Annotated in this window: 22 protein-coding genes and 2 tRNA genes; 16 read left to right on the forward strand and 8 right to left on the reverse strand. The window is 68.9% G+C overall.

Annotated features, from left to right (window positions below; translation table 11 throughout):
• The first annotated feature begins 151 nt into the window (after positions 1-151).
• The gene (locus tag EV683_RS10885) at positions 152-820 is read left to right on the forward strand and encodes a GntR family transcriptional regulator (RefSeq protein ID WP_066611459.1); all 669 of its coding nucleotides are present in this window, start codon (positions 152-154) and stop codon (positions 818-820) included.
• Between the two features lie 113 nt (positions 821-933).
• On the opposite strand, the gene EV683_RS10890 is transcribed toward EV683_RS10885, so the two are convergent.
• Both EV683_RS10890 and EV683_RS10895 read right to left on the reverse strand, forming a co-directional pair.
• Positions 934-1,431, reverse strand: coding sequence for a dihydrofolate reductase (locus tag EV683_RS10890; protein WP_131862804.1), 498 nt, complete (start codon positions 1,429-1,431; stop codon positions 934-936).
• 9 nt (positions 1,432-1,440) lie between these two features.
• Positions 1,441-2,412 (reverse strand): thymidylate synthase, encoded by a 972-nt coding sequence (locus EV683_RS10895; RefSeq protein WP_066611461.1) that lies wholly within the window; start codon positions 2,410-2,412, stop codon positions 1,441-1,443.
• A gap of 178 nt (positions 2,413-2,590) precedes the next feature.
• Between EV683_RS10895 and flhB the strand changes: the two genes are divergently transcribed.
• Genes flhB through EV683_RS10925 form a run of 6 tightly spaced genes read left to right on the forward strand, consistent with a single transcriptional unit; the run spans position 2,591 to position 9,783 of the window.
• On the forward strand, positions 2,591-3,745 hold the full coding sequence (gene flhB / locus EV683_RS10900; protein WP_131862805.1) for a flagellar biosynthesis protein FlhB: 1,155 nt from the start codon (positions 2,591-2,593) through the stop codon (positions 3,743-3,745).
• 17 nt (positions 3,746-3,762) lie between these two features.
• A complete protein-coding gene (gene flhA / locus EV683_RS10905) occupies positions 3,763-5,847 on the forward strand; it encodes a flagellar biosynthesis protein FlhA (RefSeq protein ID WP_131862806.1) in 2,085 nt (694 codons plus the stop codon).
• A gap of 14 nt (positions 5,848-5,861) precedes the next feature.
• On the forward strand, positions 5,862-7,340 hold the full coding sequence (gene flhF, locus EV683_RS10910; RefSeq protein WP_131862807.1) for a flagellar biosynthesis GTPase FlhF: 1,479 nt from the start codon (positions 5,862-5,864) through the stop codon (positions 7,338-7,340).
• A 52-nt stretch (positions 7,341-7,392) separates the two neighbouring features.
• On the forward strand, positions 7,393-8,250 hold the full coding sequence (locus EV683_RS10915) for a MinD/ParA family ATP-binding protein (RefSeq protein WP_066611468.1): 858 nt from the start codon (positions 7,393-7,395) through the stop codon (positions 8,248-8,250).
• A gap of 2 nt (positions 8,251-8,252) precedes the next feature.
• Positions 8,253-9,005, forward strand: a complete 753-nt coding sequence (locus EV683_RS10920) for an RNA polymerase sigma factor FliA (protein WP_066611470.1) — start codon at positions 8,253-8,255, stop codon at positions 9,003-9,005.
• 28 nt (positions 9,006-9,033) lie between these two features.
• Positions 9,034-9,783 carry a flagellar motor protein gene (locus EV683_RS10925; RefSeq protein ID WP_066611472.1) on the forward strand — a complete coding sequence of 250 codons (750 nt, stop codon included), beginning with the start codon at positions 9,034-9,036 and terminating at the stop codon, positions 9,781-9,783.
• 120 nt (positions 9,784-9,903) lie between these two features.
• On the opposite strand, the gene EV683_RS10930 is transcribed toward EV683_RS10925, so the two are convergent.
• Positions 9,904-11,313 (reverse strand): 3'-5' exonuclease family protein, encoded by a 1,410-nt coding sequence (locus tag EV683_RS10930; RefSeq protein ID WP_131862808.1) that lies wholly within the window; start codon positions 11,311-11,313, stop codon positions 9,904-9,906.
• 263 nt (positions 11,314-11,576) lie between these two features.
• On the opposite strand from EV683_RS10930, the gene EV683_RS10935 reads away from it, so the two are divergent.
• From EV683_RS10935 to EV683_RS10945, 3 genes are all read left to right on the forward strand, one after another.
• Positions 11,577-11,653, forward strand: a tRNA-Arg gene (locus tag EV683_RS10935).
• Positions 11,654-11,657: 4 nt separating this feature from the next.
• Positions 11,658-11,732, forward strand: a tRNA-Glu gene (locus tag EV683_RS10940).
• 286 nt (positions 11,733-12,018) lie between these two features.
• Positions 12,019-12,438: a VOC family protein gene (locus EV683_RS10945; RefSeq protein WP_131862809.1), complete on the forward strand. Its 420-nt coding sequence runs from the start codon at positions 12,019-12,021 to the stop codon at positions 12,436-12,438.
• Positions 12,439-12,484: 46 nt separating this feature from the next.
• Here the strand turns inward: EV683_RS10945 and EV683_RS10950 are convergent, their stop codons facing one another.
• Positions 12,485-13,717 (reverse strand): DUF1615 domain-containing protein, encoded by a 1,233-nt coding sequence (locus EV683_RS10950; protein ID WP_066611479.1) that lies wholly within the window; start codon positions 13,715-13,717, stop codon positions 12,485-12,487.
• A 160-nt stretch (positions 13,718-13,877) separates the two neighbouring features.
• Here EV683_RS10950 and EV683_RS10955 point away from each other — a divergent pair, with 160 nt between their 5' ends.
• From EV683_RS10955 to EV683_RS10965, 3 genes are all read left to right on the forward strand, one after another.
• Positions 13,878-14,672, forward strand: coding sequence for a substrate-binding periplasmic protein (locus EV683_RS10955; RefSeq protein WP_165916821.1), 795 nt, complete (start codon positions 13,878-13,880; stop codon positions 14,670-14,672).
• A 73-nt stretch (positions 14,673-14,745) separates the two neighbouring features.
• On the forward strand, positions 14,746-17,001 hold the full coding sequence (locus tag EV683_RS10960; RefSeq protein ID WP_131862811.1) for a YgiQ family radical SAM protein: 2,256 nt from the start codon (positions 14,746-14,748) through the stop codon (positions 16,999-17,001).
• Positions 17,002-17,138: 137 nt separating this feature from the next.
• A complete protein-coding gene (locus EV683_RS10965) occupies positions 17,139-17,366 on the forward strand; it encodes a hypothetical protein (RefSeq protein ID WP_131862812.1) in 228 nt (75 codons plus the stop codon).
• 153 nt (positions 17,367-17,519) lie between these two features.
• On the opposite strand, the gene EV683_RS10970 is transcribed toward EV683_RS10965, so the two are convergent.
• From EV683_RS10970 to EV683_RS10980, 3 genes are all read right to left on the reverse strand, one after another.
• Entirely contained in the window at positions 17,520-18,296 is a 777-nt protein-coding gene (locus tag EV683_RS10970) for a MetQ/NlpA family ABC transporter substrate-binding protein (RefSeq protein WP_066612083.1), read from the reverse strand.
• A 95-nt stretch (positions 18,297-18,391) separates the two neighbouring features.
• Positions 18,392-19,057 (reverse strand): methionine ABC transporter permease, encoded by a 666-nt coding sequence (locus EV683_RS10975; protein ID WP_207910448.1) that lies wholly within the window; start codon positions 19,055-19,057, stop codon positions 18,392-18,394.
• Positions 19,057-20,070 (reverse strand): methionine ABC transporter ATP-binding protein, encoded by a 1,014-nt coding sequence (locus tag EV683_RS10980; RefSeq protein WP_066611487.1) that lies wholly within the window; start codon positions 20,068-20,070, stop codon positions 19,057-19,059. The genes EV683_RS10975 and EV683_RS10980 overlap by 1 nt, the downstream gene beginning before the upstream one ends.
• A gap of 655 nt (positions 20,071-20,725) precedes the next feature.
• Here EV683_RS10980 and infA point away from each other — a divergent pair.
• Together infA and EV683_RS10990 are read left to right on the forward strand one after the other, a co-directional pair.
• Positions 20,726-20,989 carry a translation initiation factor IF-1 gene (gene infA, locus EV683_RS10985; protein WP_066611489.1) on the forward strand — a complete coding sequence of 88 codons (264 nt, stop codon included), beginning with the start codon at positions 20,726-20,728 and terminating at the stop codon, positions 20,987-20,989.
• A gap of 56 nt (positions 20,990-21,045) precedes the next feature.
• Positions 21,046-21,228, forward strand: coding sequence for a hypothetical protein (locus EV683_RS10990; protein WP_066611491.1), 183 nt, complete (start codon positions 21,046-21,048; stop codon positions 21,226-21,228).
• Between the two features lie 75 nt (positions 21,229-21,303).
• On the opposite strand, the gene EV683_RS10995 is transcribed toward EV683_RS10990, so the two are convergent.
• A complete protein-coding gene (locus tag EV683_RS10995; RefSeq protein ID WP_066611494.1) occupies positions 21,304-22,122 on the reverse strand; it encodes a class I SAM-dependent methyltransferase in 819 nt (272 codons plus the stop codon).
• Between the two features lie 116 nt (positions 22,123-22,238).
• On the opposite strand from EV683_RS10995, the gene EV683_RS11000 reads away from it, so the two are divergent.
• Entirely contained in the window at positions 22,239-22,856 is a 618-nt protein-coding gene (locus tag EV683_RS11000; protein ID WP_231879848.1) for a 3'-5' exonuclease, read from the forward strand.
• Positions 22,857-22,964: the final 108 nt, after the last annotated feature.

Genomic DNA, 22,964 nt, shown 5'->3' on the forward strand with positions numbered 1-22,964 from the left:
CCCACCCCGGCTCGGCCAACCCCACCCGGTTGGCCGGGCTTTTTTTGTCCGACGACCGACACGCCGACAATCGGACAAACGAACTGCCGGTCGATTGAACCCGACGACCTTGCACTGCACAATGAACGCGAATCCGATCCGGGAGATCCCCATGACGTTCAAGGCGAACGATTCGCTGACCGAACAGATCGCCCGCTACCTGGGCCGAAAAATCATCGAGGGCGACATGCCGCCCGGCGAGCGCATCCAGGAGTTGCGCGTCGCCGCCGAGCTCGAGGTCAGCCGCGGCTCGATCCGCGAGGCGCTCTTGATCCTGCAGCGCCGCCACCTGGTCGACATCTACCCGCGCCGCGGCGCGGTGGTCGCCGCGATCAGCCGCGACGCGATGCGCGACTTCTTCGAGCTGTGGTTCTGGCTGCTCGACAAGCTATTCGCCGACCTCGCCAGCGGCTGGCAGGACGGCGAGCTCGACGCCTTCGACGCGCGCCTGGCCACGCTCGCCGAATGCGCCGCCGCCGGCGACTGGCGCCGCTACTACGAGACCGGCGTCGAGCTGCTGGGCGCGCTCTACGACCGCTGCCGCAACCGCTACCTGCAGGAGTTGCTGGCCGACCTGCTGCCGCAGAGCCAGCGCTGCCTGTACGTGATCCTCAAGGGCGGCGCGGCGAGCATGGCGCACACGCTGGCGCTGTTGAACACCTTGTTCGAACAGGTGCGCGCGCGCCGGCTCGACGCGGTGCGCGCCACCGTCGCCGAGTTCTGCCGCGCCTACACCGAGCTGGCCGAGGCCTCGCTGCCGCAGCTGGGCGCGCCGCGTTAAGCACGCCGCCAACGGCACGAGGCCGCGCCCCGTCAAAGGAGCGCGGCCTCGTCGTTTTGCGCCGTTCCGGCCTTGGAGCTGCGGCTCGGCCAACCCAGGCCGCGCCGGATGCTTCAGCGGCGCCGGTACTCGACGAAGGCGTACGCGAGGCCCGAGGCGGCGACGTGCGCTTCGCGCGACACCTCGCGCCAGACGGCCGCGTCGACCGCCGGGAAGCGCGCGTCGCCGGCGACGGCCAGGTCGATCTCGGTGAGGATCAGCCGGTCGGCGCGGGCCATCGCCTGCGCGTACAGCTCGGCGCCGCCGACCACGCACACCTCGTCGACCCCGGCCAAGCGCTCCAGCGCCGCGTCGAGCGAGTGCGCGACCTCGACGCCGTCGGCGGCCCAGTCGCGGTTGCGCGTCACGACGATGTTGCGACGGCCCGGCAGCGGCCGGCCGATCGAGTCGTAGGTCTTGCGACCCATCACGATGGGCTTGCCGAGCGTGACCGCCTTGAAGTGCCTGAGGTCCTCGGGCAGGTGCCAGGGCAAGGTGTTGGCGACGCCGATCACATTGTCGTCGGCCATCGCCGCCACCAGCGTCAGCACGGGCTTGTCGTCGGGCTGCATGCGTCCTCCTCAGACCGCCATCGGCGCCGTCAGCGGCGCGTGGTGTTGGTAACCCTCGAGCACGAAGTCGCCCGGTTCGACCCGCTCGAGCCACTCGGGCTCGTAACGGCCGGTCGCCGCGTAGTCGGGGATGCGCTCGGACAGCACGAGGCGCGGGCTCGGCAAGGGCTCGCGCGTCAGCTGCTCGGCCAACATGTCGAGGTGGTTCTCGTAGATGTGCGCGTCGCCGATGAAATAGCTGAACCAGCGCGGCGTGTAGCCGGTGAGCCGGCCGACCAGCGTCAACAGCGCCGCGCCCTCGGCGATATTGAACGGCGCGCCCAGACCCAGGTCGTTCGAGCGGATGTAAAGGCACAGCGACAGCTCGCGCGTCGCGACGTTGGGCAGAAACTGGTACAGGAGGTGGCACGGCGGCAGCGCCATCTGGTCGAGCTGCGCCCAGTTCCAGCCGTGGAACAGGATGCGGCGGCTGCCCGGGTCGTTGACGATGGTGTCGAGGCACTGGCGCAACTGGTCGACCGCCTTGTACAGCAGCACCTTGTCCTCGCCGTCCTCGACCAGCGTCGCGACCACGCGGTAGCCGCGCCGCTGCGCGTCGTCGATCTGCGCGGTCTGGCGCGCCGCGAGCAGCTTGTACGCCGGCCACTGGCGCCACTGCACGCCGTAGACCTCGCCCAGGTCGTCGTCGCCGGCGCGGTAGGGGTTGGCGAGCCAGGCGGCATTCTCGTTGGCGTTCTGGTCCCAGACCTTGCAGCCGAGCGCGCGGAAGTCGGCGGCGCTCTTGTTCGCGCGCAAGAAGCCGACCAGCTCGCCGATCGCGGCCTTGAACGCGAGCTTGCGCGTGGTGACGGCGGGGAAGCCCTCGGCGAGGTCGAAGCGCATCATCGCGCCGGGGATGGCGATCGTGCGCACGCCGGTGCGGTTGTCCTGCCAGCTGCCGGTGGCGAGGACGGTCCGCACCAGGTCCAGATACTGTTTCATGCTGAGATCCTCTCCATATCGATGACAGGGACAATCCGCCCCGCCCCGACGAAAAAAACCGGCCGATTCTACCGCAGCCGGGCCGGCCTGGCGCGTCGCAAAGCTGTTATTGATCCGTCCCTTAGGCTAACATCGTCAGCTTTGTGAACGACCGGATACCCGGAACGAATAGCACGCGATGGCTTCCGAAGACTCCGACGAGGACCGCACCGAACCCGCCTCAGAGCGGCGCCTGCAACAGGCGCGCGAAGAAGGCAACATCCCCCGCTCCCGCGAGCTGGCGACCTTCGCGGTCACCATGACGGGCGTGGCGATGCTGATCGTGCAGGGTCCGGCGCTGTCCGACTTCCTGATGGAGCTGATCCGCCGGCTGTTCGCCTTCGACGCGCAGACCTTCCAGACCAACGACGTGATCGTCACCCGCTTTCGCGACGCCTTTTCCGACATGCTGATGGCGCTGCTGCCGACGCTGGGCGCGCTGATGCTGGTCGCCGCCGCCGCGCCGCTGCTGGTCGGCGGCTGGAACCTGACCGCCAAGGCGATCGAGCCGAAGTTCTCCAAGCTGAGCCCGCTGGCCGGCTTCAAGCGCATGTTCTCGGTCGCCGCCGCCGGCGAGGGGTTCAAGGCCATCCTCAAGAGCCTCTTGATCGGCGGCGTCGCGACCTGGGTGATCTGGGACGAGCGCGCCGAGCTGGTCGGTCTGGTCAGCCTGCCGCTCGAGGTCGGCATCGTACGGCTGGGCCAGATACTGATCCACACCTTCCTGATCGTGGTCGGCGCGATGCTCTTGCTCGTCGTCGTCGACGTGCCGCTGCAGCTGTGGCAGTACCACAAGAAGCTGCGCATGAGCAAGGAAGAGCTCAAGCGCGAACACAAGGAATCCGAGGGCTCGCCCGAGCTGAAGGGCCGCATCCGCCAGCTGCAGCGCGAGGCGGCGCGCAAGCGGATGATGAGCGAGATCCCGAAGGCCAGCGTGATCGTCACCAACCCGACCCACTACGCGGTGGCGATCCGCTACGAGGAAGGCATGCGCGCGCCGCAGGTGGTCGCCAAGGGCGCGCTGAAGTTGGCCGAGCGCATCATCGAAGCCGGCCGCGAACACCGCGTGACGCTGATGCGCGTGCCCAGCTTCACGCGCGCGGTCTACTTCAACGCCGAAGTCGGCGACGAGGTGCCGGCCAAGCTGTTCGAGGCGGCAGCGCAGGTACTGGCCTACGTCTACCAGCTCAAGCACTACCAGAGCAACGGCGGGCTGGCGCCGCTGTTCCCCGACGCGCTGCCGGTGCCGAGCGAGCTCGACCCGCAATCGAAACGAAACGACGAAGCCGCCTGAGGGCGGCCTAGCGAGCCATGGACACACTGCGCGAACTGCTCAAATCGGCCAACCTGACCCGCCTCGCGGGCCCGGTGCTCATCCTGCTGATCCTGTCGATGATGGTGCTGCCCTTGCCGCCCGTCCTGCTCGACATGTTCTTCACCTTCAACATCGCGATCTCGGTGATCGTGCTCCTGGTCGGCATCAACGTGCGCGCGCCGCTCGAGTTCTCGGCCTTCCCGGCGGTGCTGCTCGTCACCACGCTGCTCAGGCTGTCGCTGAACGTCGCCAGCTCGCGGATCATCCTGCTCGAGGGCCACACCGGCCCGGCGGCCGCCGGCCACGTGATCGAATCGTTCGCGACCTTCCTGGTCGGCGGCAACATCGCGATCGGCATCGTCGTGTTCGTGATCCTGACCATCATCAACTTCGTGGTGATCACCAAGGGTGCCGGCCGCATCGCCGAGGTGTCGGCGCGCTTCACGCTCGACGCGATGCCGGGCAAGCAGATGGCGATCGACGCCGACCTGAACGCCGGCCTGATCGGCGAGGACGAGGCGCGCCGCCGCCGCTCGACCATCACCGAGGAGGCCGGCTTCTTCGGCGCGATGGACGGTGCGTCCAAGTTCGTGCGCGGCGACGCGATGGCCGGCATCATGATCATGCTGATCAACGTCGTCGGCGGCCTGATCGTCGGCGTCGCGCAGCACGACCTGGGCGCCGCCGAAGCGGCCCGCACCTACACCTTGCTGACCATCGGCGACGGCCTGGTCGCGCAGATTCCGGCGCTGATCATCTCGACCGCCGCCGGCGTCGTGGTGTCGCGCGTCGGCACCGAGAAGGACATGTCCGAACAGTTGCTCGGCCAACTGTTCATGAAGCCGCAGGTGCTGTACATCACCGCGGCGGTGATCGGCCTGATCGGCCTGATCCCGAACATGCCGCACTTCGCCTTCCTCTTGATCGCCAGCATGCTGGCCGGCCTCGCCTGGTGGCTGGAAAAGCGCCAGGCGCGCGAGGCGGCCGCCGAGGTCGAGCGCCAGGCCGCCGCGCCGCCGCCGATCGAGACGCCGATGGCCGAGGTCAGCTGGAACGACGTACAGCCGGTCGACGCGCTCGGTCTCGAGGTCGGCTACCGGCTGATCCCGCTGGTCGACCGCGCGCAGGACGGCGAACTGTTGCGCCGCATCCGCGGCATCCGCAAGAAGATCGCGCAGGAGCTCGGTTTTTTGGTGCCGGCGGTGCACATCCGCGACAACCTCGAGATCAAGCCGAACGCCTACCGCATCCTGCTCAAGGGCGTCGAGGTCGGCAGCGGCGAGGCCTACAACGGTCAGTTCCTCGCGATCAACCCGGGGCGCGTCGCCGGCGAGATCCAGGGCACGCCGACCACCGACCCGGCCTTCGGCTTGCCGGCGGTGTGGATCGACGCGTCGCGCCGCGACGAGGCGCAGACGCTGGGCTACACCGTGGTCGACGCCTCGACCGTGGTCGCCACCCACCTGTCCAACCTGCTGCACAGCCACGCCGCCGAACTGCTCGGTCGCGAGGAGGTGCAGGCGCTGATCGACCACCAGGCCAAGGAGTCGCCGAAGCTGATCGAAGACCTGGTGCCCAAGGTCGTCAACGTCGGCACGCTGCAGAAGGTGCTGCAGCAACTGTTGACCGACGGCATCCACATCCGCGACTTCCGCACCATCGTCGAGACGCTGGCCGACCACGTCGGCGTTACGCAGGACATCGACGAGCTGACCGGCGCGGTGCGCGCCGCGCTGTCGCGCGCGATCGCGCAGCAGCTCTTCCCCGGCGAGGCCGAGCTGCCGCTGATGACGCTCGACCCGATGCTCGAGAACGTGCTGCTGCAGGCGGTGCAGTCCAAGGCCGGCGGCGGGCTCGAACCGGGCCTGGCCGAGAACCTGCTGGCCAGCGCCGCGCAGGAGTCCGAACAGGTCGAGTCGCAGGGCTACGCGCCGGTGCTCTTGACGCCGCCGGGGCTGCGGCCGCTGCTGGCGCGCTTCCTGCGCCGCGCGCTGCCGCAACTGCGGGTGATCTCGCATAATGAGATACCCGACAACAAATCCATTCGTATAATTGCCGTCATCGGCGGGAGCAAGGGCTAAGGGACTGAACGCTCATGGTGGTCAAAAAGTACTACGGCAAAACCACGCGCGACGCGCTGCGCCAGGTCCGTGAGGAACTCGGCGCGGACGCGCTCATCCTGTCGAACCGGCCGACGGCCGGCGGCGGGGTCGAGATCATGGCGGTCGCCGACGCCGACGTCGCCACGCTGGCCACCACGCTGTCGACCTCCAGCCGTCACCCGCCGCGCAACGCGCCGGGCGGCGGCCTCGCGACCGCACCCGCCGGCGCCGGCAACGCGCTCAACCGCGCGATCGCCCGCACCTACGCGATGCCGGTCGAGGCGCTCGCCCCGGCCGCGCCGCCCGAGCCCGCCCACGCGCCCCCCGTCTCCCCTGCGCCCGCGCAACCGGCCACCGACGCGTCCGACGCGCTGTGGCGGCGCTCGCCGCCCCCGCGCCGCGAGGCGCCGCCCGCGCCCCAGCCGGCGCAGGCCGAGACACCGCCCGCGCCACCGCGCGCGCAAGCACCCGCGCGACATCCCGACGAGGCTGCGGCGCCCGCCGCCGAAGCGCGCGCCGAAGCCTCGGCCGACGAGATCCGCCAGATCGGCGACGAGCTGAAGCTGTTGCGCAGCCTGCTGCAAAGCCAGCTGGCCAGCTTCGCCTGGAACCACCTCGAGGAACGCACGCCGCAACGCGCCGAACTGTTCCGCCACCTGCTCGCCTCCGGGCTGTCGGCGGCGCTGATCCGCCAGCTGGTCGACAAGATGCCGGGGCAGTACGAGGGCGAGGTCGCCAGCAAGTGGGCACGCTCGGCGCTGGCGCACAACCTCAAGTGCGCCGAGGCCGACCGCGAACTGCTCGACCAGGGCGGCATCTTCGCGCTGGTCGGGCCGACCGGCGTCGGCAAGACGACCACGGTCGCCAAGCTCGCCGCGCGCGCGGTGATGAAGTTCGGCGCCCAGCATGTCGCGCTCGTCACCACCGACGGCTACCGGATCGGCGCGCAGGACCAGCTGCGCATCTACGGCAAGATCCTCGGCGTGCCGGTGTACGCGGTGCAGAACGGCGCCGAGTTCGAGCTGACGCTGGCCGACCTCGCCAGCCGCCATCTGGTCTTCATCGACACCGTCGGCATGGGCCAGCGCGACGCGCGCGTGACGCAGCAGACGGCGATGTTCGCCGACGCCGGCCGGCCGGTGGAGCGCATCCTGCTGCTCTCGGCCAACGCCGACGGCCACACGCTCGAGGACGTCGTCCGCCACTACCGCGGCGGCGGGCTGGCCGGCTGCATCCTGTCCAAGATCGACGAGGCGGTGTCGCTCGGCCCGGCGCTCGACGCGGTGATCCGCAACCGGATGCGTCTGTTCTACGTCACCAACGGCCAGCGCGTGCCCGAGGATCTGCACCAGGCCAGCGCCGGCTATCTGATCGACCGCGCGCTCAAGGCGCCGCAGCAGGTCGCCTCGCCGTTCGAACTGCGCGCCGACGAAATGTCGCTGATGCACGCCGCGCAGGCGGCCTGGCTGTGAACGCCCGCCCGTGCGCGACAACGCTACAAGACCACGTCAGGAAAAGGGGATAATGCAGGACCAAGCCGCCAGCCTTCGTCGCCTTTCGCCGCGCCCCGCGCGCGCGCCCAGCTTCGCCTTCGTCGGCGCGCCCGGCAGCGGCACGAGCACGCTGGCGACCGAACTGGCCGTCGCCGCCAGCTACGCCGGCACCCGCACCGTGCTGATCGACTGCCAGAACGGCCAGCAACTGGCGCGCCGCCTCGGCGTGCCGTCGACCGCGACGCTCGAGACGCAGCGCGTCAGCCAGGGCGGGCTGGCCGCGATGAGCACCGCGTCGCGGCACGGCGTCGACCTGATCAACCTCTACGCGCCGCCGCTCGAGCGCCGGCTGTTCTCGCCGCAACTGTGGCTGAAGCTGACCGGCGAATTCGCCGCGCGCGAGCGCGACGCCGACGCGCTGATCGTCGACTGCCCGTCCCCGTCGCTCGATGCGGTGCCCGCCGGCGTCGCCGACAACCTGATACTGGTGCTCACACCGTCGGCCGACTCGCTGACCGCCGCCTACGCGGCGATCAAGCGGCTGGCACAGGAAGCCGGCCGCAGCGCCTTCAACGTGCTCGTCAACCGCGCGCGCACCTTGGCCGAGGCGCGCGGCCTGTTCACCCGCCTGTCGGCCGTGGTCGGCGAGTTCCTCGCGGTGTCGCTGCGCTGGCTGGGCTTCGTGCCCGAGGACAATCTGGTGCGCCGCAGCCAGAGCCTGAGACGGCCGCTGGTCGAGGCGTTTCCCGACAGCGAGGCCGCGCAGGCCTTCGCGCAACTGGCGGCGGTGATGCCGCACTGGCACGGCGCCGAACACGGCCGGCGCGACGCCGGCTACCTCGACATGCTGATCGCCGCCTCGCGCGACTGGTCGCCGGACGGGGTCTGAACATGGTGCATTACGCCGCCGGCCAACGCCGCCACCTCGCCTACGCCGCCCATGCGCCGGTCGCCGACATCGACGTGACCGACTACGCGCCGCTGGTGAAGAAGCTCGCCGGCATCATGGTCGCGCGGCTGCCCGCGTCGGTCGACGTCGACGACCTGATCCAGGTCGGCGTGATCGGCCTGATCGAGGCGGCGCGCCAGTTCGACCCGGCCCAGGGCGTCGCCTTCGAAACCTTCGCCAGCCAGCGCATCCGCGGCGCGATGCTCGACGAGCTGCGCCGCGAGGACTGGCTGCCGCGTCAGGCGCGCCGCCAGCTGCGCGAGATCGAGGCCGCGATCGCCCGGCTCGAGCAGCAGCTGGGCCGCGCGCCGCAGGAAGCGGAGATCGCCGACGCGCTCGGCGTCGCGCTCGACGACTACCAGACGATGCTCGGCGACTGCCGCGGCGCGTCGCTGGTGCGCTTTGGCGACCTGAGCGGCGACGACGGCGAAGCGGCCGACGCGGTCGAGCGCGTCGTCGACGAGAACGCGCGCAACCCGCTCGAGACCCTGGCCGAGCAGGGCTTCCGCGAGGAACTGGTCGCGGCGATCAAGGCGCTGCCCGAGCGCGACCAGTTGGTGATGGCGCTCTACTACGAACAGGAGCTGAACCTCAAGGAAATCGGCGCGGTGCTCGGCGTGTCCGAATCGCGCGTCAGCCAGTTGCACAGCCAGGCGATCGCGCGGCTCAGGGCCAAGCTCAGGGAATGGTTGTAGCCTCCCGACCCACTCTAACGGACGACATTTGGACAAGATCAGCCTCATCGCCGTCATCGGCGGCATCACCGTCATCCTCGCCGGCCAGGCGCTCGAAGGAGGGCACGTCGGCTCGCTGCTGCAGCTGACCGCCTTCATGATCGTGATCGGCGGCACCGCCAGCGCCGTCATGCTGCAGTCGACCCCCAAGCAGTTCGTCGCCGGCGTCAAGATGCTGCGCTGGGTATTCCAGCCGCCGGACTTCGACCACGAACGCGTGATCCGCGACATCGTCGGCTGGAGCCAGACCGCGCGGCGCGGCGGCTTCCTCGCGCTCGAGGGCGCGATCGCCGCGCAGAAGGACCCGTTCACCCGCAAGGCGCTGCAGATGCTGGTCGACGGCACCGAGCCGGACACGCTGCGCTCGGTGATGGACGTCGAGATCGCGATGTTCGAGCACGCGCGCCGGCAGTCGGCCAAGATCTGGGAGTCGGCCGGCGGCTACGCGCCGACCATGGGCATCCTCGGCGCGGTGCTCGGCCTGATCCACGTGATGGAAAACCTGTCGGACCCGACCAAGCTCGGCTCGGGCATCGCGGTCGCCTTCGTCGCGACCGTCTACGGCGTCGGCTCGGCCAACCTGCTGTTCCTGCCGGCCGCGCACAAACTCAAGAACCTGATCGCCGCCGAGGTGGCGACCAAGGAGCTGGTCGTCGAGGGGCTGGCGGCGATCGCCAACGGCGAAAACCCGCGGCTGATCGAGACGCGGCTGCGCGGCTTCCTCGCGATGCACGACTAAAGCCCCTCCCCTCGCGCGCCCGACCGCGCTTTCTTCTTCGATACACCCTGCACAACGACCTTGGCCGAGCCCATCCGCCCCGGCCAAGCGTTTGTGCTTGCGAGGGCGCCGCTCCGGCCCTTAGGCCGGCTCGGTGTCGAGCAAGCGCAGCACGGTGTGCTCGGGCAGTTTCTTCAGCAAGCCGCCGAACAGCCGGTAGGTGTCGAGGTCGAACGCCGCGTCGCCGTCGAGCGGGCCGTCGGCGTCGCGGCGCGAGCCGAGGTAGCACCAGCGATCGAACACATGCTCGGCGATCTCGCCCGTCACCGCGTCGGTCTCGACCACCGCGACCGGCCCCGGGAACGGCCAGCCCGGCACCCGGATGCGCGCCAGCGCCATCATCAGCCGCGCGTTGTGGTTGGGCACCGGCTCGCGCCCCAGGCAGGCGCCGCGGCAGCGGCCGAGCGCCCAGGCGTGGCAGGGACGGCCCTTCTTCGGCGTCGGCCGCTGGATGCCCAGCGTGCTCTCGCACAGGCCCTGCGTGCGCGCCAGGTCGGACAGGAGGCGCTGCGCTTCGCGCGGCGAGCGGAACAGGCCGAACAGCTCGGCGGCGCGCGAGAAATCGACCTCGTCGGCGCGCACGACGGTCGGGCGCAGCACCTCGTCGTCGCCGGCGTCGAGCCGGATCGAGCACAGGCTGGTCTGCGGCCGGCCCTTGACGTTGTGCAGCGGTTGCAGGCGGCGGATGGTCTGCATCTCCAGCAGCATCGCGCCGAACTCGCCGACCGTTTCGACCCAGTCGACGCGCGCCACGCCTGTGGCGACGCGCCCCTCCTTCTTGCGCCGCGCCTCGTCCGAAAAGTGCGCGAGCACCGCGCTCCTGAGGTTGTTGCCGCGTCCGGCGAACAGCGGCGCGTCGTTCTCGTCGTAGAACACGTAGACGCCCGGCACGTCGGGCAACGCGTCGACCACGTCCGCGTCCAGCCCCTCGGGCACCGCCGGGCGCGCCAGCACGTGGGCCGCGGCGTCGTGAACCGCCGCCTCGCCCAGCTCGGCGCGCGCGCGCTGCAGGAAGATCCACACCGCCTCGGCGTCGGCGAGCGCGCGGTGGCGCTCGGCCAACTCGATGCCGTGCCGCTCGATCAGGCTGTCGAGGTTGTGCTTGTAGTACTGCGGGTAGAGCCTGCGCGACAGCTTGACGCTGCACAGCACCTCGGTCTGGAAGCGGATGCCGACGCGCCGGAAGGCGTTCTTCAGAAAGCCGTAGTCGAAGCGCGCGTTGTGCGCGATGAACAAGCGGCCGGCCAGCCGTTCGGCCAAAGCCTCGGCCAACTCGTCGAAGGCCGGCGCAGACGCGACCATCGCGTCGGAGATGCCGGTCATCTTCTCGATGAAGGGCGGGATCGCCTGCCCCGGGTTGACCAGCGTCGAAAAGCGCTCGACCCGCTCGCCGTCGACGAGGACGACGCCGATCTCGGTGATGCGGTCGCGGGTGATGTGGCCGCCGGTGGTTTCGAGGTCGACGATCGCGCAGGGTCGGTCAAACAGCATTGAATCGGTTCGCTTTCACGATGAGGGGTTTCGTCTTGGCCGGAGAGAGGGAGCGCGGCGACGCCTTGCCGCTTTGTCGCGGTCGCCGCGGCGCTGGCCGCGCGGCACGAAAGACGGCCGCCGCCCGGCGGCAAACGGCGTCGGCGCGCCCGGCGAAACGGACGGCGCTTTTTTACATTTTACTGCAAAGGGGCTTGACGGGGATAAACAGGGCCTATAATATTCGCGTCCTCGCTGCAGCACACAGCAGCGGCGAGAACCGCGCACCCGTAGCTCAGTTGGATAGAGTATCTGGCTACGAACCAGAGGGTCGGGCGTTCGAATCGCTCCGGGTGCGCCACCAAGTCCCTATAGTTTAGCGGTTAGAACACCGCCCTTTCACGGCGGTAGCCGGGGTTCGATTCCCCGTGGGGACGCCAGTTTCAACGAAAAAGCCAGCGCATGCGCTGGCTTTTTCGCGTTCAGCGGCCGACAGACGCGACGATGAACCGGCAGGAACGCAAGCTTCCTCCCCCGGAAACGGCAGGCCCGTCGCCGATCGCCGGCAAACGGTGGGCCGCGTTCGCTACCGCGCCGTCGAGCGCGCGAGCCACACCGCCTTCGCGACGGCGGCGACCCCGCTCGGCCGAACGGGAAGCCGGCAGAACGGCGCGCTTGGCATATGCTGAAAGCCGAACCGTCCTTCCCCACGCCAAGGAAGCCGCCATGGACAACGATTTCCCCAGCCTGATGTCCCACGTGTCGATCGGTACCGACGACCTCGAGCGCGCGACGCGCTTTTACGACGCGGTGCTCGCGACGCTCGGCTGCAAGCGGGTGATGGAACACCCGGGCGCGGTCGCCTACGGGCGGCTGTACCCCGAGTTCTGGGTACAGATACCGCTCGACGGCGCGCCGGCGACGCGGGGCAACGGCACACACTTTGGCTTTCTCGCCCGCTCGCGCGCCGAAGTCGACGCCTTCCACCGCGCGGCGCTGGTCGCCGGCGGCGTCGACGACGGCGCGCCGGGATCCCGCCCGCATTACGGCGCCCCCTACTACGGCGGCTTCGTGCGCGACCCCGACGGCCACAAGATCGAAGCCTGCTTCTGGGACGCCGCGCTCGACGAGAGCGCCGACGCCTGAGCGCCGACGCCCGCCCATCCGCCCCCGGCCTCTGCTGCCGCCGGCTTTACTGGCGCGCGAGGCAGCGCTGGTAGCGGCCGTCGACGCGGTTGGCGAACCACTCGGTGGTCAGCTTGCGGGTGATCTTGGGGCTCTTGAGGTCGATCTGCGGCATCGCCTCGCGCGGCAGCGCGCGGCCGGCGGCCGCGTCGGCGAGCGCGAACACGCGCCGGTACAGCTCGCTCTGACCGAAGGCGGCGCTCTTCTCGAGCTTGAGGTCGCGCAGCACCGCGTCGTCGGACAGGCCGGTGCGGCGCGACAGCAGGCCGAGCGCACGGTAGGTACTGCCGCCGGACGGCACGCCGTCGCGGTAGTTCAGCAGGTCGCCGTCCAGCTCGAGCTCGCGGCCGGACAGGCGCGCGACCGCGGCCTGGAAGGCCGCGTTGCGGCTGGCGTAGCGGCCGGCGTTGAAGTCGGCGAAGCGGTAGCGCATCTCCTTGTAAGGTGCAGGGTAGTGCAGCAGGTTGGCGATGCCGAAATAGAGCCCGCCGCGCCGCGTGAACACCTCGTCGCGCCAGCTGCCGCGCTTGTTGAACGGATAGGGCCAGGCGCGCGCGTGCGCTTCGGCGAACTCGATGCTGACCTGCATCGGCCCGCCGGTGCGGATCGGATTCTTGCCGGCCGGCAGGCCGATGCGCCCGGCCTCGGCGGCCATATCCTCGTAGAGAGCGTTCATTTCCTTCTCGGTACGCAGCCGGTCGATGCGGGCGGTATAGCTCTCGCCGGTCGGCGACGGCTTCATCAGCGCGACGCGCACCGCCGCCATCGGCAGCCGGTAGTGTTCGGCCTTCTCGGCGATCTTGCCCCAGACGATCTTGGGCAAGCCCGGCACGGTCGGGTCGGCCTGCCAGCTCGACTCCTGCTCGATCACCGCGATCGCCGCGCAGAAGTTCTCCGGACTGTAGGGCAGCTTAAGGCCGGTGAAGACGTCGACGATGTCCTCCATCCAGCCGCGGCGGTCGGCGATGCCCGAGGGCATGACGCGTGCGAGCAGCGCGCGGCCTTCGCGCTCGCTGGTGTAGGGCATGACCCTGCGCGGCGGAACGGTCGGCGCGGCAGCCGGCGGCGCGGCCGGCACGACGGGCGGCAACGCCTCGCCGCCGGGCGGATAGAGTGGCGTCGGCGACTCGGTGCCGGGCAGGGGCGCCGGTACGCCCGGGCGGACGGCTTGCGGGGTGGTGCACGCCGCAGCGAGCAAGGCGGCGGCCAGCGGCAGGCACAGACGTTTGGACAGGATCATGGCGGAATTCGGCGGATGGACGACGGCCGCTATTGTAGGGCAGCCGGCGGCTTTGGGCAGCGCCTTGCGCTCCGGCGCCCGAGGGTTGTTCCGCGCTTGTCGCCGGCATGACCCCCACGCGATGATGGCCATTCCAAACAGATCACCGTAGACGATGGGATTGCAGCTATTCGCGGGGCTGGCGCTGGGACTGTGGCTGGCGACCTCGCACGCCGCCACGCCGCTGGCGGTCGCCGTCGGCATCGACAAGCCACCCTACGTCGAGGCCGGCGGCCAGAGCGGGCTGGAGGTCGAGATCGCGCGCGCCGCGCTCTTGCGCGCCGGCTTTCGCCCGGCGTTCCGCCCGCTGCCGCCGTCGCGCGGCCTCGAACAGCTCGGCCAGGGCCGCGTCGGCGCGATGCTCAGCCTCGCTCCCGGCGCACGCCCGGGCCTGTACTACTCGCAGCCGCTGCTCCACTACCACAACCGCGCGATCTTCCGCGCGGCCGACCGCCTCGTGCTGCGCGACGTCGCCGACCTGGCGCGCTACCGCGTCGCCGCCTTCCAGAATGCGCACGCACTGTTCGGCCCGCGCTACGCCGAAGTCGTGTCCGCGCATCCGGCCTACCGCGAGTACGGCGACCAGTCGCTGCTCGGGCCGCTGCTCTACCGCGGCCGCGTCGACGTCGTGATCGCCGACGTCGACGTCTTCGCGACGCAGGAAGCCCTGCGCGGCCACACGCCGTGCACGCGCCCGCGCCTGGCGCTGGCCGACATCCTGCCGCCGTCTCCGCGCCACGCCGCCTTCGCCCGAGCGGCCGACCGCGACGCCTTCGACCGCGCGCTGTCCGCGCTGCGCGCCGAAGGGGCGCTGACGCGGCTGCGCCAGCGTTTCCTGATACCGCGCGTCAGCGCGCTTCACCCCTGGGACTGCGGCAGCGACGCCGACGCCGCGCGCGACCCGACAAGTCGATGAAAGCAAAGCTTTTTCCGTGATCGCGGCGGGCAAATCTGGCACAATGCGCGTCTTGCCGAAAACCCCACCTGCCATGAACACCCAAAGCCCCGACGTCAAAGCTATCTTTTCCTACCGCAAGTACTGGGCCGCGCGCTTCGGCACCGCCCCGTTCCTGCCGATGAGCCGCGCCGAGATGGACGAACTCGGCTGGGACTCGTGCGACATCATCCTCGTCACCGGCGACTGCTACATCGACCACCCGAGCTTCGGCATGGCGCTGGTGGGGCGCCTGCTGGAATCGCAGGGTTTCCGCGTCGGTATCATCGCGCAGCCCGACTGGCAGTCGGCCGAGCCGTTCCGCGCGCTCGGTCGCCCGAACCTGTTCTTCGGCGTCACCGCCGGCAACATGGATTCGATGATCAACCGCTACACCGCCGACCGCAAACCGCGCTCGGACGACGCCTACACGCCGCACGGCGAGCCGAACAAGCGCCCGGACCGCGCCGTCACGGTGTACGCGCAACGTTGCCGCGAGGCCTATCCGGGCGTCGGCGTGATGATCGGCAGCATCGAGGCCTCCCTGCGCCGCATCGCGCACTACGACTACTGGAGCGACAAGGTACGGCCTTCGGTGCTGATTTCCTCGAAGGCCGACCTCCTCCTGTACGGCAACGCCGAGCGCGCGCTGGTCGAGATCGCGCACCGCGCCGCCGCCGGCGAGAAACTGTCCGAGATCCGCGATGTGCGCGGCACCGCCTTCATCGTGCCGCACTGCTGGCGTCCGGACGAGAGCTGGCAGGAGATGGATTCGACCACCGTCGACGTGCCGGGCCGGGTCGACCCGCTGCTCAACCCCTACGAGGAAATCCCCGAGCAGGCGGCCAAGCAGGCCGAGGCGAACGGCGGGGCCGCCACCGTCCAGCCGATCAAGTTCATGAACGTGCACGATCGCGTCGCGATCCGCCGCGCGCAGCGGGCCAAGACCGTGGTGCGCATCCCGGCCTACGAGGCGGTCGCCTACGACCCGGTGCTGTACGCGCACGCCAGCCGCGTGCTGCACCTCGAATCCAACCCGGGCAACGCCCGCGCGCTGGTGCAGATGCACGGCGAACGCGACGTGTGGCTCAACCCGCCGCCGATCCCGCTGACCACCGAGGAAATGGACTTCGTGTTCGGCCAACCCTACGCCCGCAACCCGCACCCGAGCTACGGCAAGGCGCACATCCCGGCGTGGGAGATGATCAAGTACTCGGTCAACATCATGCGCGGCTGCTTCGGCGGCTGTACCTTCTGCTCGATCACCGAGCACGAGGGCCGCATCATCCAAAGCCGTTCGGAGGAATCCATCCTCAAGGAGATCGAGGAAATCCGCGACAAGACCGAGGGCTTCACCGGCCACATCTCCGACCTCGGCGGCCCGACCGCCAACATGTACCGGCTCGCCTGCAAGGACAAGGCGATCGAGACCAAGTGCCGCAAGCTGTCGTGCGTCTACCCGGACGTGTGCGAGAACCTGAACACCGACCACAGCTCGCTGATCCAGCTCTACCGCAAGGCGCGCGCCATCCCGGGCGTGAAGAAGATCAACATCCAGTCGGGCCTGCGTTATGACCTGGCGGTGAAGTCGCCCGAGTACATCAAGGAGCTGGTGACCCACCACGTCGGCGGTTATCTGAAGATCGCGCCGGAACACACCGAGGAAGGCCCGCTCTCCAAGATGATGAAGCCGGGCATGGGCGCCTACGACAAGTTCAAGGCCCTGTTCGAGAAGTTCTCGAAGGAAGCGGGCAAGGAACAGTACCTGATCCCCTATTTCATCGCCGCGCACCCGGGCACCAGCGACGAGGACATGCTGAACCTCGCGCTGTGGCTGAAGAAGAACGACTTCCGCCTCGACCAGGTGCAGACCTTCACGCCGACGCCGATGGCGATGGCGACGACGATGTGGCACACCCGCCGCAACCCGCTCAAGAAGCTCGCGCGCTCGAGCGAGAAGGTCGACGTGGTGCGCGACGGCTACCGCAGGAAACTGCACAAGGCCTTCCTGCGCTACCACCACCCGGACAACTGGCAGATCCTCTACGACGCGCTGATCGATATGGGCCGGCAGGACCTGATCGGCTACGGCCGTCACCAGCTGATCCCGCCGGTGCCGCCCAAGGGCGGCGAGGACAAGGGCAAGCGCTTCAACACCGCGCGCACCGCCCACCACCCGACCCGCCGCTTCCAGGACGCGCCGCCGCCCGGCGCGCGCCGCCCTCAACCCCGCACCGGCGGCAAACCGGCGCCGGCCGCCAAGGGCGGCGGCAAGCCCGCCGCGCGCGGCAAGCCGACCGGCCGCCGCTGAGCCCCCGCCTTCGCCGCCGCCCACCGGGCGGCGGTGTCGCTTCACAGCTGTTAACACTCCGGCGGCCAACGCACATAGATACGCAACACTTCGTTTCTATGATGGGTACATCAATTTTCCCGCGCTCCCTGCCGATCATGAAAACCCTCCTCGCCACCCTCGGCCTGCTGACCGTCGCCCTGCTCGCCCTGCCCGCCCTCGCCGCCCTGCCACCCGACTGCGCGGCCGCCAAGCAGGCGCCGGCGCGCCACGACGCGGCGATCGCCGCACGGCTGGCGGAGCACGCCGCCGTCGCCGACCCGAGGCTGGCCGCCGCGGCGCGCGAGACGACGCCGATGGACAGGCTGGCACAAGCCGAACGCTGACTCCCTCCCCCTGCCGGACGGCTGCTCCGGCACTGCGATGGACTCCCACCGCCGTCGCACCCTCGGCCGCCTCCGGGCGGCCGTTTTTTTTGCGCGATGCGCAAGAAAAAGGCGCCCGACGGGCGCCTTGGCGGATCGCAATGCGGTGCGGGTTCAGAACGCTGGCACGATGGAGCCCTGGTACTTGGTCGCGAGGAAGGCTTTCACCTCGGGAGTGTTCAGCGCCTTCGCGAGCTTCTGCATCGCCGCGCTGTTCTTGTTGTCCGGGCGCGCGACCAGCAGGTTCGCGTACGGCGACTGCTTGCCCTCGATGAACAGCGCGTCCTTGGTCGGCACCAGCTTGGCTTCGAGCGCGTAGTTGGTGTTGATCAGCGCCAGATCGACCTGGTCGAGCACGCGCGGCAGCGTCGCGGCCTCGAGTTCGCGGATCTTCAGGTTCTTCGGGTTGGCCGAGATGTCGCGCGAGGTCGCCAACAGGTTCTTCGGATCCTTCAGCTTGATCAGGCCGTTGTTCTGCAGCAGCAACAGCGCGCGCGCGCCGTTGGACGGGTCGTTCGGGATCGCGACGGTCGCGCCGTCGGCCAGCTGCGCCTTGGCCTTGATCTTCTTCGAGTAGGCGCCGAACGGCTCGACGTGCACGGCGGTCACCGGCACCAGGCTGGTCTTCTTGGCCTTGTTGAACTCGTCGAGGTAGGGCTTGTGCTGGAAGAAGTTCGCGTCCAGGCGCTTCTCGGCCACCTGCACGTTCGGCTGCACGTAGTCGGTGAACACCTTGACCTCGAGGTCGACACCCTGCTTGGCGAGCGCCGGCTTGATGTGTTCGAGGATCTCGGCGTGCGGCACCGGGGTCGCGGCGACGACCAGCTTCTGGCCGGCGTGGGCGCCGACGGCGACGCTCGACAGGGCAAGGGCGATCAGGGTCTTTTTCATGTTCGGCATCCTTTTCTTGTGGAAGGGTAATGCGTCAAGACTTCAATAAAGCGGGCTCTCACCCGCGAAGCCGCCCCGCTCCGGGGCGGCCGGACTCATTTGCGCGACACGCGCGCGACCAGCCAGTCGCCGGCCATCTGCAGCGCCTGCACCATCGCGATCAGGATCACGACGGTGACGATCATCACCTCGGTCTGGAAGCGCTGGTAGCCGTAGCGGATCGCCAGGTCGCCGAGGCCGCCGCCGCCGATCACGCCCGACATCGCGGTGTACGACACCAGCGTGATCGCGGTGACGGTGACGGCGGCCATCAGGCCCGGGCGCGACTCGGGCAGCAGCACCTTCCAGACGATCTGCCAGCGCGTCGCGCCGAGCGACTGCACCGCCTCGATCACGCCGCGGTCGACCTCGCGCAGCGCGGTCTCGACCAGGCGCGCGAAGAACGGCGTCGCGCCGACCACCAAGGGCGGGATCGAGCCCTCGACGCCAAGCGAGGTGCCGACCAGCCAGGCGGTGACCGGAATCATCACCACCAGGAGGATCAGGAAGGGCACCGAACGCAGCACGTTGGCGACGAAGGACAGCACGCGGTTGAGCCAGCCGTTCGCCAGCAACTGGCGGCGCGAGGTCAGGAACAGCAGCACGCCGAGCGGCAGGCCGAACAGCACGGTGAAAAACAGCGACCAGCCGAGCATGCGCAGCGTGTCCCACGTCGCGACGCCGATCTCGGCCCAGTCGAGCAAACTCCAATCCAGTTCCATCAGCGCAACACCTCCACCACCACATTCCGCGCCGACAAGCCTTCGCGGGCCTCGGCCAACCTTGCCGCCTCGCCGTGCCACTCGACCACCAGCTGGCCGTAGGGCAGATCCTTGAGGCGCGACACCGTGCCCTGCAGCAGGCTGAACGACAGCCCGTAGCGGCTGGCGGTGTCGAACAGGATCGGTTCGTGGGTGGTCGCGCCGACGAAGGTCAGCCGCCACACCGCGCCGGTGGCGCTGTCGAGCAGGCCCGAATCCGCGAGCTCGTCGGCGTGGCTCAACTCGGCGACCATGCTCTGCGTCGCCGCGTGCTGCGGGTGCAGGAACACCTCGGCGACCGGGCCCATCTCGACGATGCGCCCGCCGTCGATCACCGCGACGCGGTCGGCGATGCGACGGATCACGCCCATCTCGTGCGTGATCAGCACCACGGTCAGGTTCAGCTTCCTGTTGATGTCGGCGATCAGGTCGAGGATGGACTGCGTGGTTTGCGGGTCGAGCGCGCTGGTCGCCTCGTCGCACAGCAGCAGTTTCGGCCGGTTCGCCAGCGCGCGCGCGATGCCGACGCGCTGCTTCTGGCCGCCGGACAGCTGGCTCGGGTACTTGTCGCGGTGCGCGGCGAGGCCGACCAGTTCCAGCAGCTCGGCGACGCGCGCATCCTGCTCGGCGCGGCTGCCCGAGGCGGTCAATTCGAGCGGCAGGCGCACGTTCTCGGCGACGGTGCGCGACGAGAGCAGGTTGAAGTGCTGGAACACCATGCCGATCTGCTGGCGTACGCCGCGCAGCGCGGCGTCGGACAGGCCGGTGATGTCGCGGCCGTCGATCGCGATGCGGCCCGAGTCGGGGCGTTCGAGCAGGTTCAACATGCGGATCAGCGTGCTCTTGCCGGCGCCGGAGCGGCCGATGATGCCGAACACCTCGCCCTCGGGCACGTCGAGCGAGATGCCGTTGAGCGCCGGCACGGCGCGGCCGTCGACGACGAAGGTTTTTTGCAGGTTTTCTAGACGTATCACGAGGGTAACCGTGTTTTTTTCAAGCGCTTATCGAGTGCGGGGTACGCAGGGGACGAATGTTACCGTCTGGGCCATAGTCAGTAAACGAATAATAAATATTGTATATATTCTATTTTTAGCTATAAGACACCCCGTACGGAAAACGTCGCGCTATAAGAACCGATCCTCGGGAGGCGCCAGCCATGCGATCCGGCAAAACCTGCCGCGCATGTCATGCACAAAACATTACCGCAGCGCGCCAAGCTGCGCCCGGCCCGGTTTGACCGTCACGGCGACGGCGACCGCTTCGCCGACGCGATGCAGACCGAACGGGCCGCCGCCCCGGCGCATGACTCGCCCGCCGGCGACTGTCAAGCGTCGTCGTGAAATTTCGGGCATTTTCCGTTCAAATGCTGTATAGTAGCGTTCGTTGCCAAGACGCTATCCATCACTTGGCCGCTTCTGATTGTCTTGCCCATGGCTTTGGCTTCTTCGGGCACCTCTCTCTCAAACGGTTGGAAGTCTCTTGTTCGACGGCCGCTGCGGCTCTCGCGCAAGACCATAGCGTTCTTGGTCCGCACCACGGCGGGACGACGGGTCCCCCTTCGGCATTCGATCAGTCCGTCTGAAACTGCATCGACTGATGCCACCCCACAGCAAAAGAAAGGTATCTCTCATGGCAAAAGAAGACGTGATCGAGCTGGAAGGCTCGGTAATCGAGGCCCTGCCCGAATCCCGCTTCCGCGTGGCGCTCGACAACGGCGTCGAAATCCTCGCCTACGAATCGGGCAAGATGCGCATGCACCGCATCAAGATCATCGTCGGCGACCGCGTGACCGTCGAAATGTCGCCCTACGATCTGACCAAGGGTCGGATCAACTATCGCCACCCCACCCCGCGCCCGGACGGCTCGCGCCCGCCGCCCCGTCCGCGCCGCTAAGCGCGCGCCGGCCCGACCGCGCGGCCGGCACGCTGCGGACAGAACCAGGAAATACCATGCAAGTGAAAGAACTGTTGCCCGGTGACAAGGTCACCGAACAAGGCAATCATGCCGCCGTCGACTTCGAAGTCGTCTCGATCAATAAAATCGGACCGCGCTTCTGGGTGACCTTCCGCTCCATCCTCGGCATCGCGTCGGCCAGCTATCCGGGCGACGCCTATATCGCCGCCTCGCGCTGAAGCACGCCGCCCCGGACGGGCAACGAAAAGCTCGGCCAACCCGACAGGGGTTGGCCGAGCTTTTTTTCGTCGCGCTCAGGCGAGGAAGCGCGGCGCCAGCTCGGACAGGTTCAATTCGTCGAGGATGGCCGCCAGCCGCTCGCGCGCGTTGCCGCGCGGCGCGCCGCTATGGCGGGCGACGATCAGCTCGTTCTTCATCGAGTGTTCCCAGCCGACCAGCTCGGTCACCGTCAGCTGGTAGCCGTGCGCCTCCAGCTGCAGGCAGCGCAGCACGTTGGTGATCTGGCTGCCGAACTCGCGCGTGTGGATCGGGTGACGCCAGATCTCGGACAGCGGCGTCTTGCCGAAGCTCTGGTTCTTGTGCTTCCGGAGCACGCTGGCGACCTCGGCTTGGCAGCACGGCACCAGCACGATGAAGCGCGCCTTCTTCGCCAGCGCGAAGCGGATCGCGTCGTCGGTCGCGGTGTTGCACGCGTGCAGTGCGGTGACGATGTCTATCGTCTCCGGCAGTTCGCCCGCGTCGATCGACTGCTCGACCGACAGGTTCAAAAAGCTCATGCGCGCAAAACCCAGCCGCGCGGCCAGCTCGCGCGAGCGCGCGACCAGTTCCTCGCGCGTCTCGATGCCGTAGACGTGACCGACGTCGCGCGACTTGAGGAACAGGTCGTAGAGGATGAAGCCCAGATACGATTTGCCGGCGCCGTGGTCGGCCAGCGTCAGCGGACGCCCCTCGGCCAAGGCCTCGGCCATCAGGGGCTCGATGAAGTGATACAGGTGGTAGACCTGCTTGAGCTTGCGGCGGCTGTCCTGGTTGAGCTTGCCGTCGCGCGTCAGAATGTGCAGCTCCTTGAGAAGCTCGATCGATTGTTCGGGTTTGACGTCGGGGATGGCCACGGTGGGTTTCCTGCGAAAGAACGGTTGGCCGCCATTTTAGCAGGGGACGCCGCGCAATCCGGTACAATCGCCCCCTTCGCCAACCACGCGCGCCCGCGCGCGCCCGGAGCCTTACCGTGCCGGACCTGCCGACCTTCCCGCCCCTGCTCGACAAGGACGCCATCCGCGCGCTGCCGCCGTTCGCCGCGCTGCGCCGCGACGCGATCGAACTGGTCGACGCCGCCTCGCTCGCCGACGCCTGCCGCCACCTCGCCGGCTGCGCCGTGCTCGGCTTCGACACCGAGTCGCGGCCGACCTTCCGCGTCGGCGAGGCGCCGACCGGCCCGCACCTGCTGCAGCTGGCGACAGAGGACGCCGCCTTCCTGTTCCCGCTCGAAACCCTCGGCGACCTCGCGCCGCTGCGCGGCGTGCTCGCGGCGCCGTCGGTGCGCAAGGTCGGCTTCGACCTCAAATCCGACCGCGCGCTCCTGAAGGCCAAGCTCGACGTCGAGTGCGACAACCTCGTCGACCTGGGCACGCTGTTCCGCGCCGCCGGCGCGCGCCACACCATCGGCGCGGTGCAGGCGGTCGCGCAGCTGTTCGGCCAGTCGTTCCGCAAATCGAAGAAGCTGTCGACGTCGAACTGGTCGCGGCTGCCGCTGACCGACGCGCAGTGCGAATACGCCGGCAACGACGCCTACGTCGCGCTCAGGGTCTACCTGGCGCTGACGGAACGCGGCCTCGGCCAACGCTGAGGCCGGAGGCGACAAAAAAGGTTCTTCACGGATTCCCGGGGAAAGCGGCCCTGATCTTCAGGAAGAAGTACTCGCTGTCCCGGTAGCCATAGGCCATGCGCTTCATCA

It is taken from the genome of Crenobacter luteus (genome assembly GCF_004345725.1).
In the GTDB taxonomy this organism is placed as follows: Bacteria; Pseudomonadota; Gammaproteobacteria; order Burkholderiales; family Chromobacteriaceae; genus Crenobacter; species Crenobacter luteus.

Excerpts from the sequence above, each read along its gene's own strand:
- EV683_RS10885 (WP_066611459.1), top strand. The coding sequence starts at position 152 with ATGACGTTCAAGGCGAACGATTCGCTGACCGAACAGATCGCCCGCTAC.
- EV683_RS10890 (WP_131862804.1), bottom strand. The coding sequence starts at position 1,431 with ATGCAGCCCGACGACAAGCCCGTGCTGACGCTGGTGGCGGCGATGGCC.
- EV683_RS10895 (WP_066611461.1), bottom strand. The coding sequence starts at position 2,412 with ATGAAACAGTATCTGGACCTGGTGCGGACCGTCCTCGCCACCGGCAGC.
- flhB (WP_131862805.1), top strand. The coding sequence starts at position 2,591 with ATGGCTTCCGAAGACTCCGACGAGGACCGCACCGAACCCGCCTCAGAG.
- flhA (WP_131862806.1), top strand. The coding sequence starts at position 3,763 with ATGGACACACTGCGCGAACTGCTCAAATCGGCCAACCTGACCCGCCTC.
- flhF (WP_131862807.1), top strand. The coding sequence starts at position 5,862 with ATGGTGGTCAAAAAGTACTACGGCAAAACCACGCGCGACGCGCTGCGC.
- EV683_RS10915 (WP_066611468.1), top strand. The coding sequence starts at position 7,393 with ATGCAGGACCAAGCCGCCAGCCTTCGTCGCCTTTCGCCGCGCCCCGCG.
- EV683_RS10920 (WP_066611470.1), top strand. The coding sequence starts at position 8,253 with ATGGTGCATTACGCCGCCGGCCAACGCCGCCACCTCGCCTACGCCGCC.
- EV683_RS10930 (WP_131862808.1), bottom strand. The coding sequence starts at position 11,313 with ATGCTGTTTGACCGACCCTGCGCGATCGTCGACCTCGAAACCACCGGC.
- EV683_RS10945 (WP_131862809.1), top strand. The coding sequence starts at position 12,019 with ATGGACAACGATTTCCCCAGCCTGATGTCCCACGTGTCGATCGGTACC.
- EV683_RS10950 (WP_066611479.1), bottom strand. The coding sequence starts at position 13,717 with ATGATCCTGTCCAAACGTCTGTGCCTGCCGCTGGCCGCCGCCTTGCTC.
- EV683_RS10960 (WP_131862811.1), top strand. The coding sequence starts at position 14,746 with ATGAACACCCAAAGCCCCGACGTCAAAGCTATCTTTTCCTACCGCAAG.
- EV683_RS10965 (WP_131862812.1), top strand. The coding sequence starts at position 17,139 with ATGAAAACCCTCCTCGCCACCCTCGGCCTGCTGACCGTCGCCCTGCTC.
- EV683_RS10970 (WP_066612083.1), bottom strand. The coding sequence starts at position 18,296 with ATGAAAAAGACCCTGATCGCCCTTGCCCTGTCGAGCGTCGCCGTCGGC.
- EV683_RS10975 (WP_207910448.1), bottom strand. The coding sequence starts at position 19,057 with ATGGAACTGGATTGGAGTTTGCTCGACTGGGCCGAGATCGGCGTCGCG.
- infA (WP_066611489.1), top strand. The coding sequence starts at position 20,726 with ATGGCAAAAGAAGACGTGATCGAGCTGGAAGGCTCGGTAATCGAGGCC.
- EV683_RS10990 (WP_066611491.1), top strand. The coding sequence starts at position 21,046 with ATGCAAGTGAAAGAACTGTTGCCCGGTGACAAGGTCACCGAACAAGGC.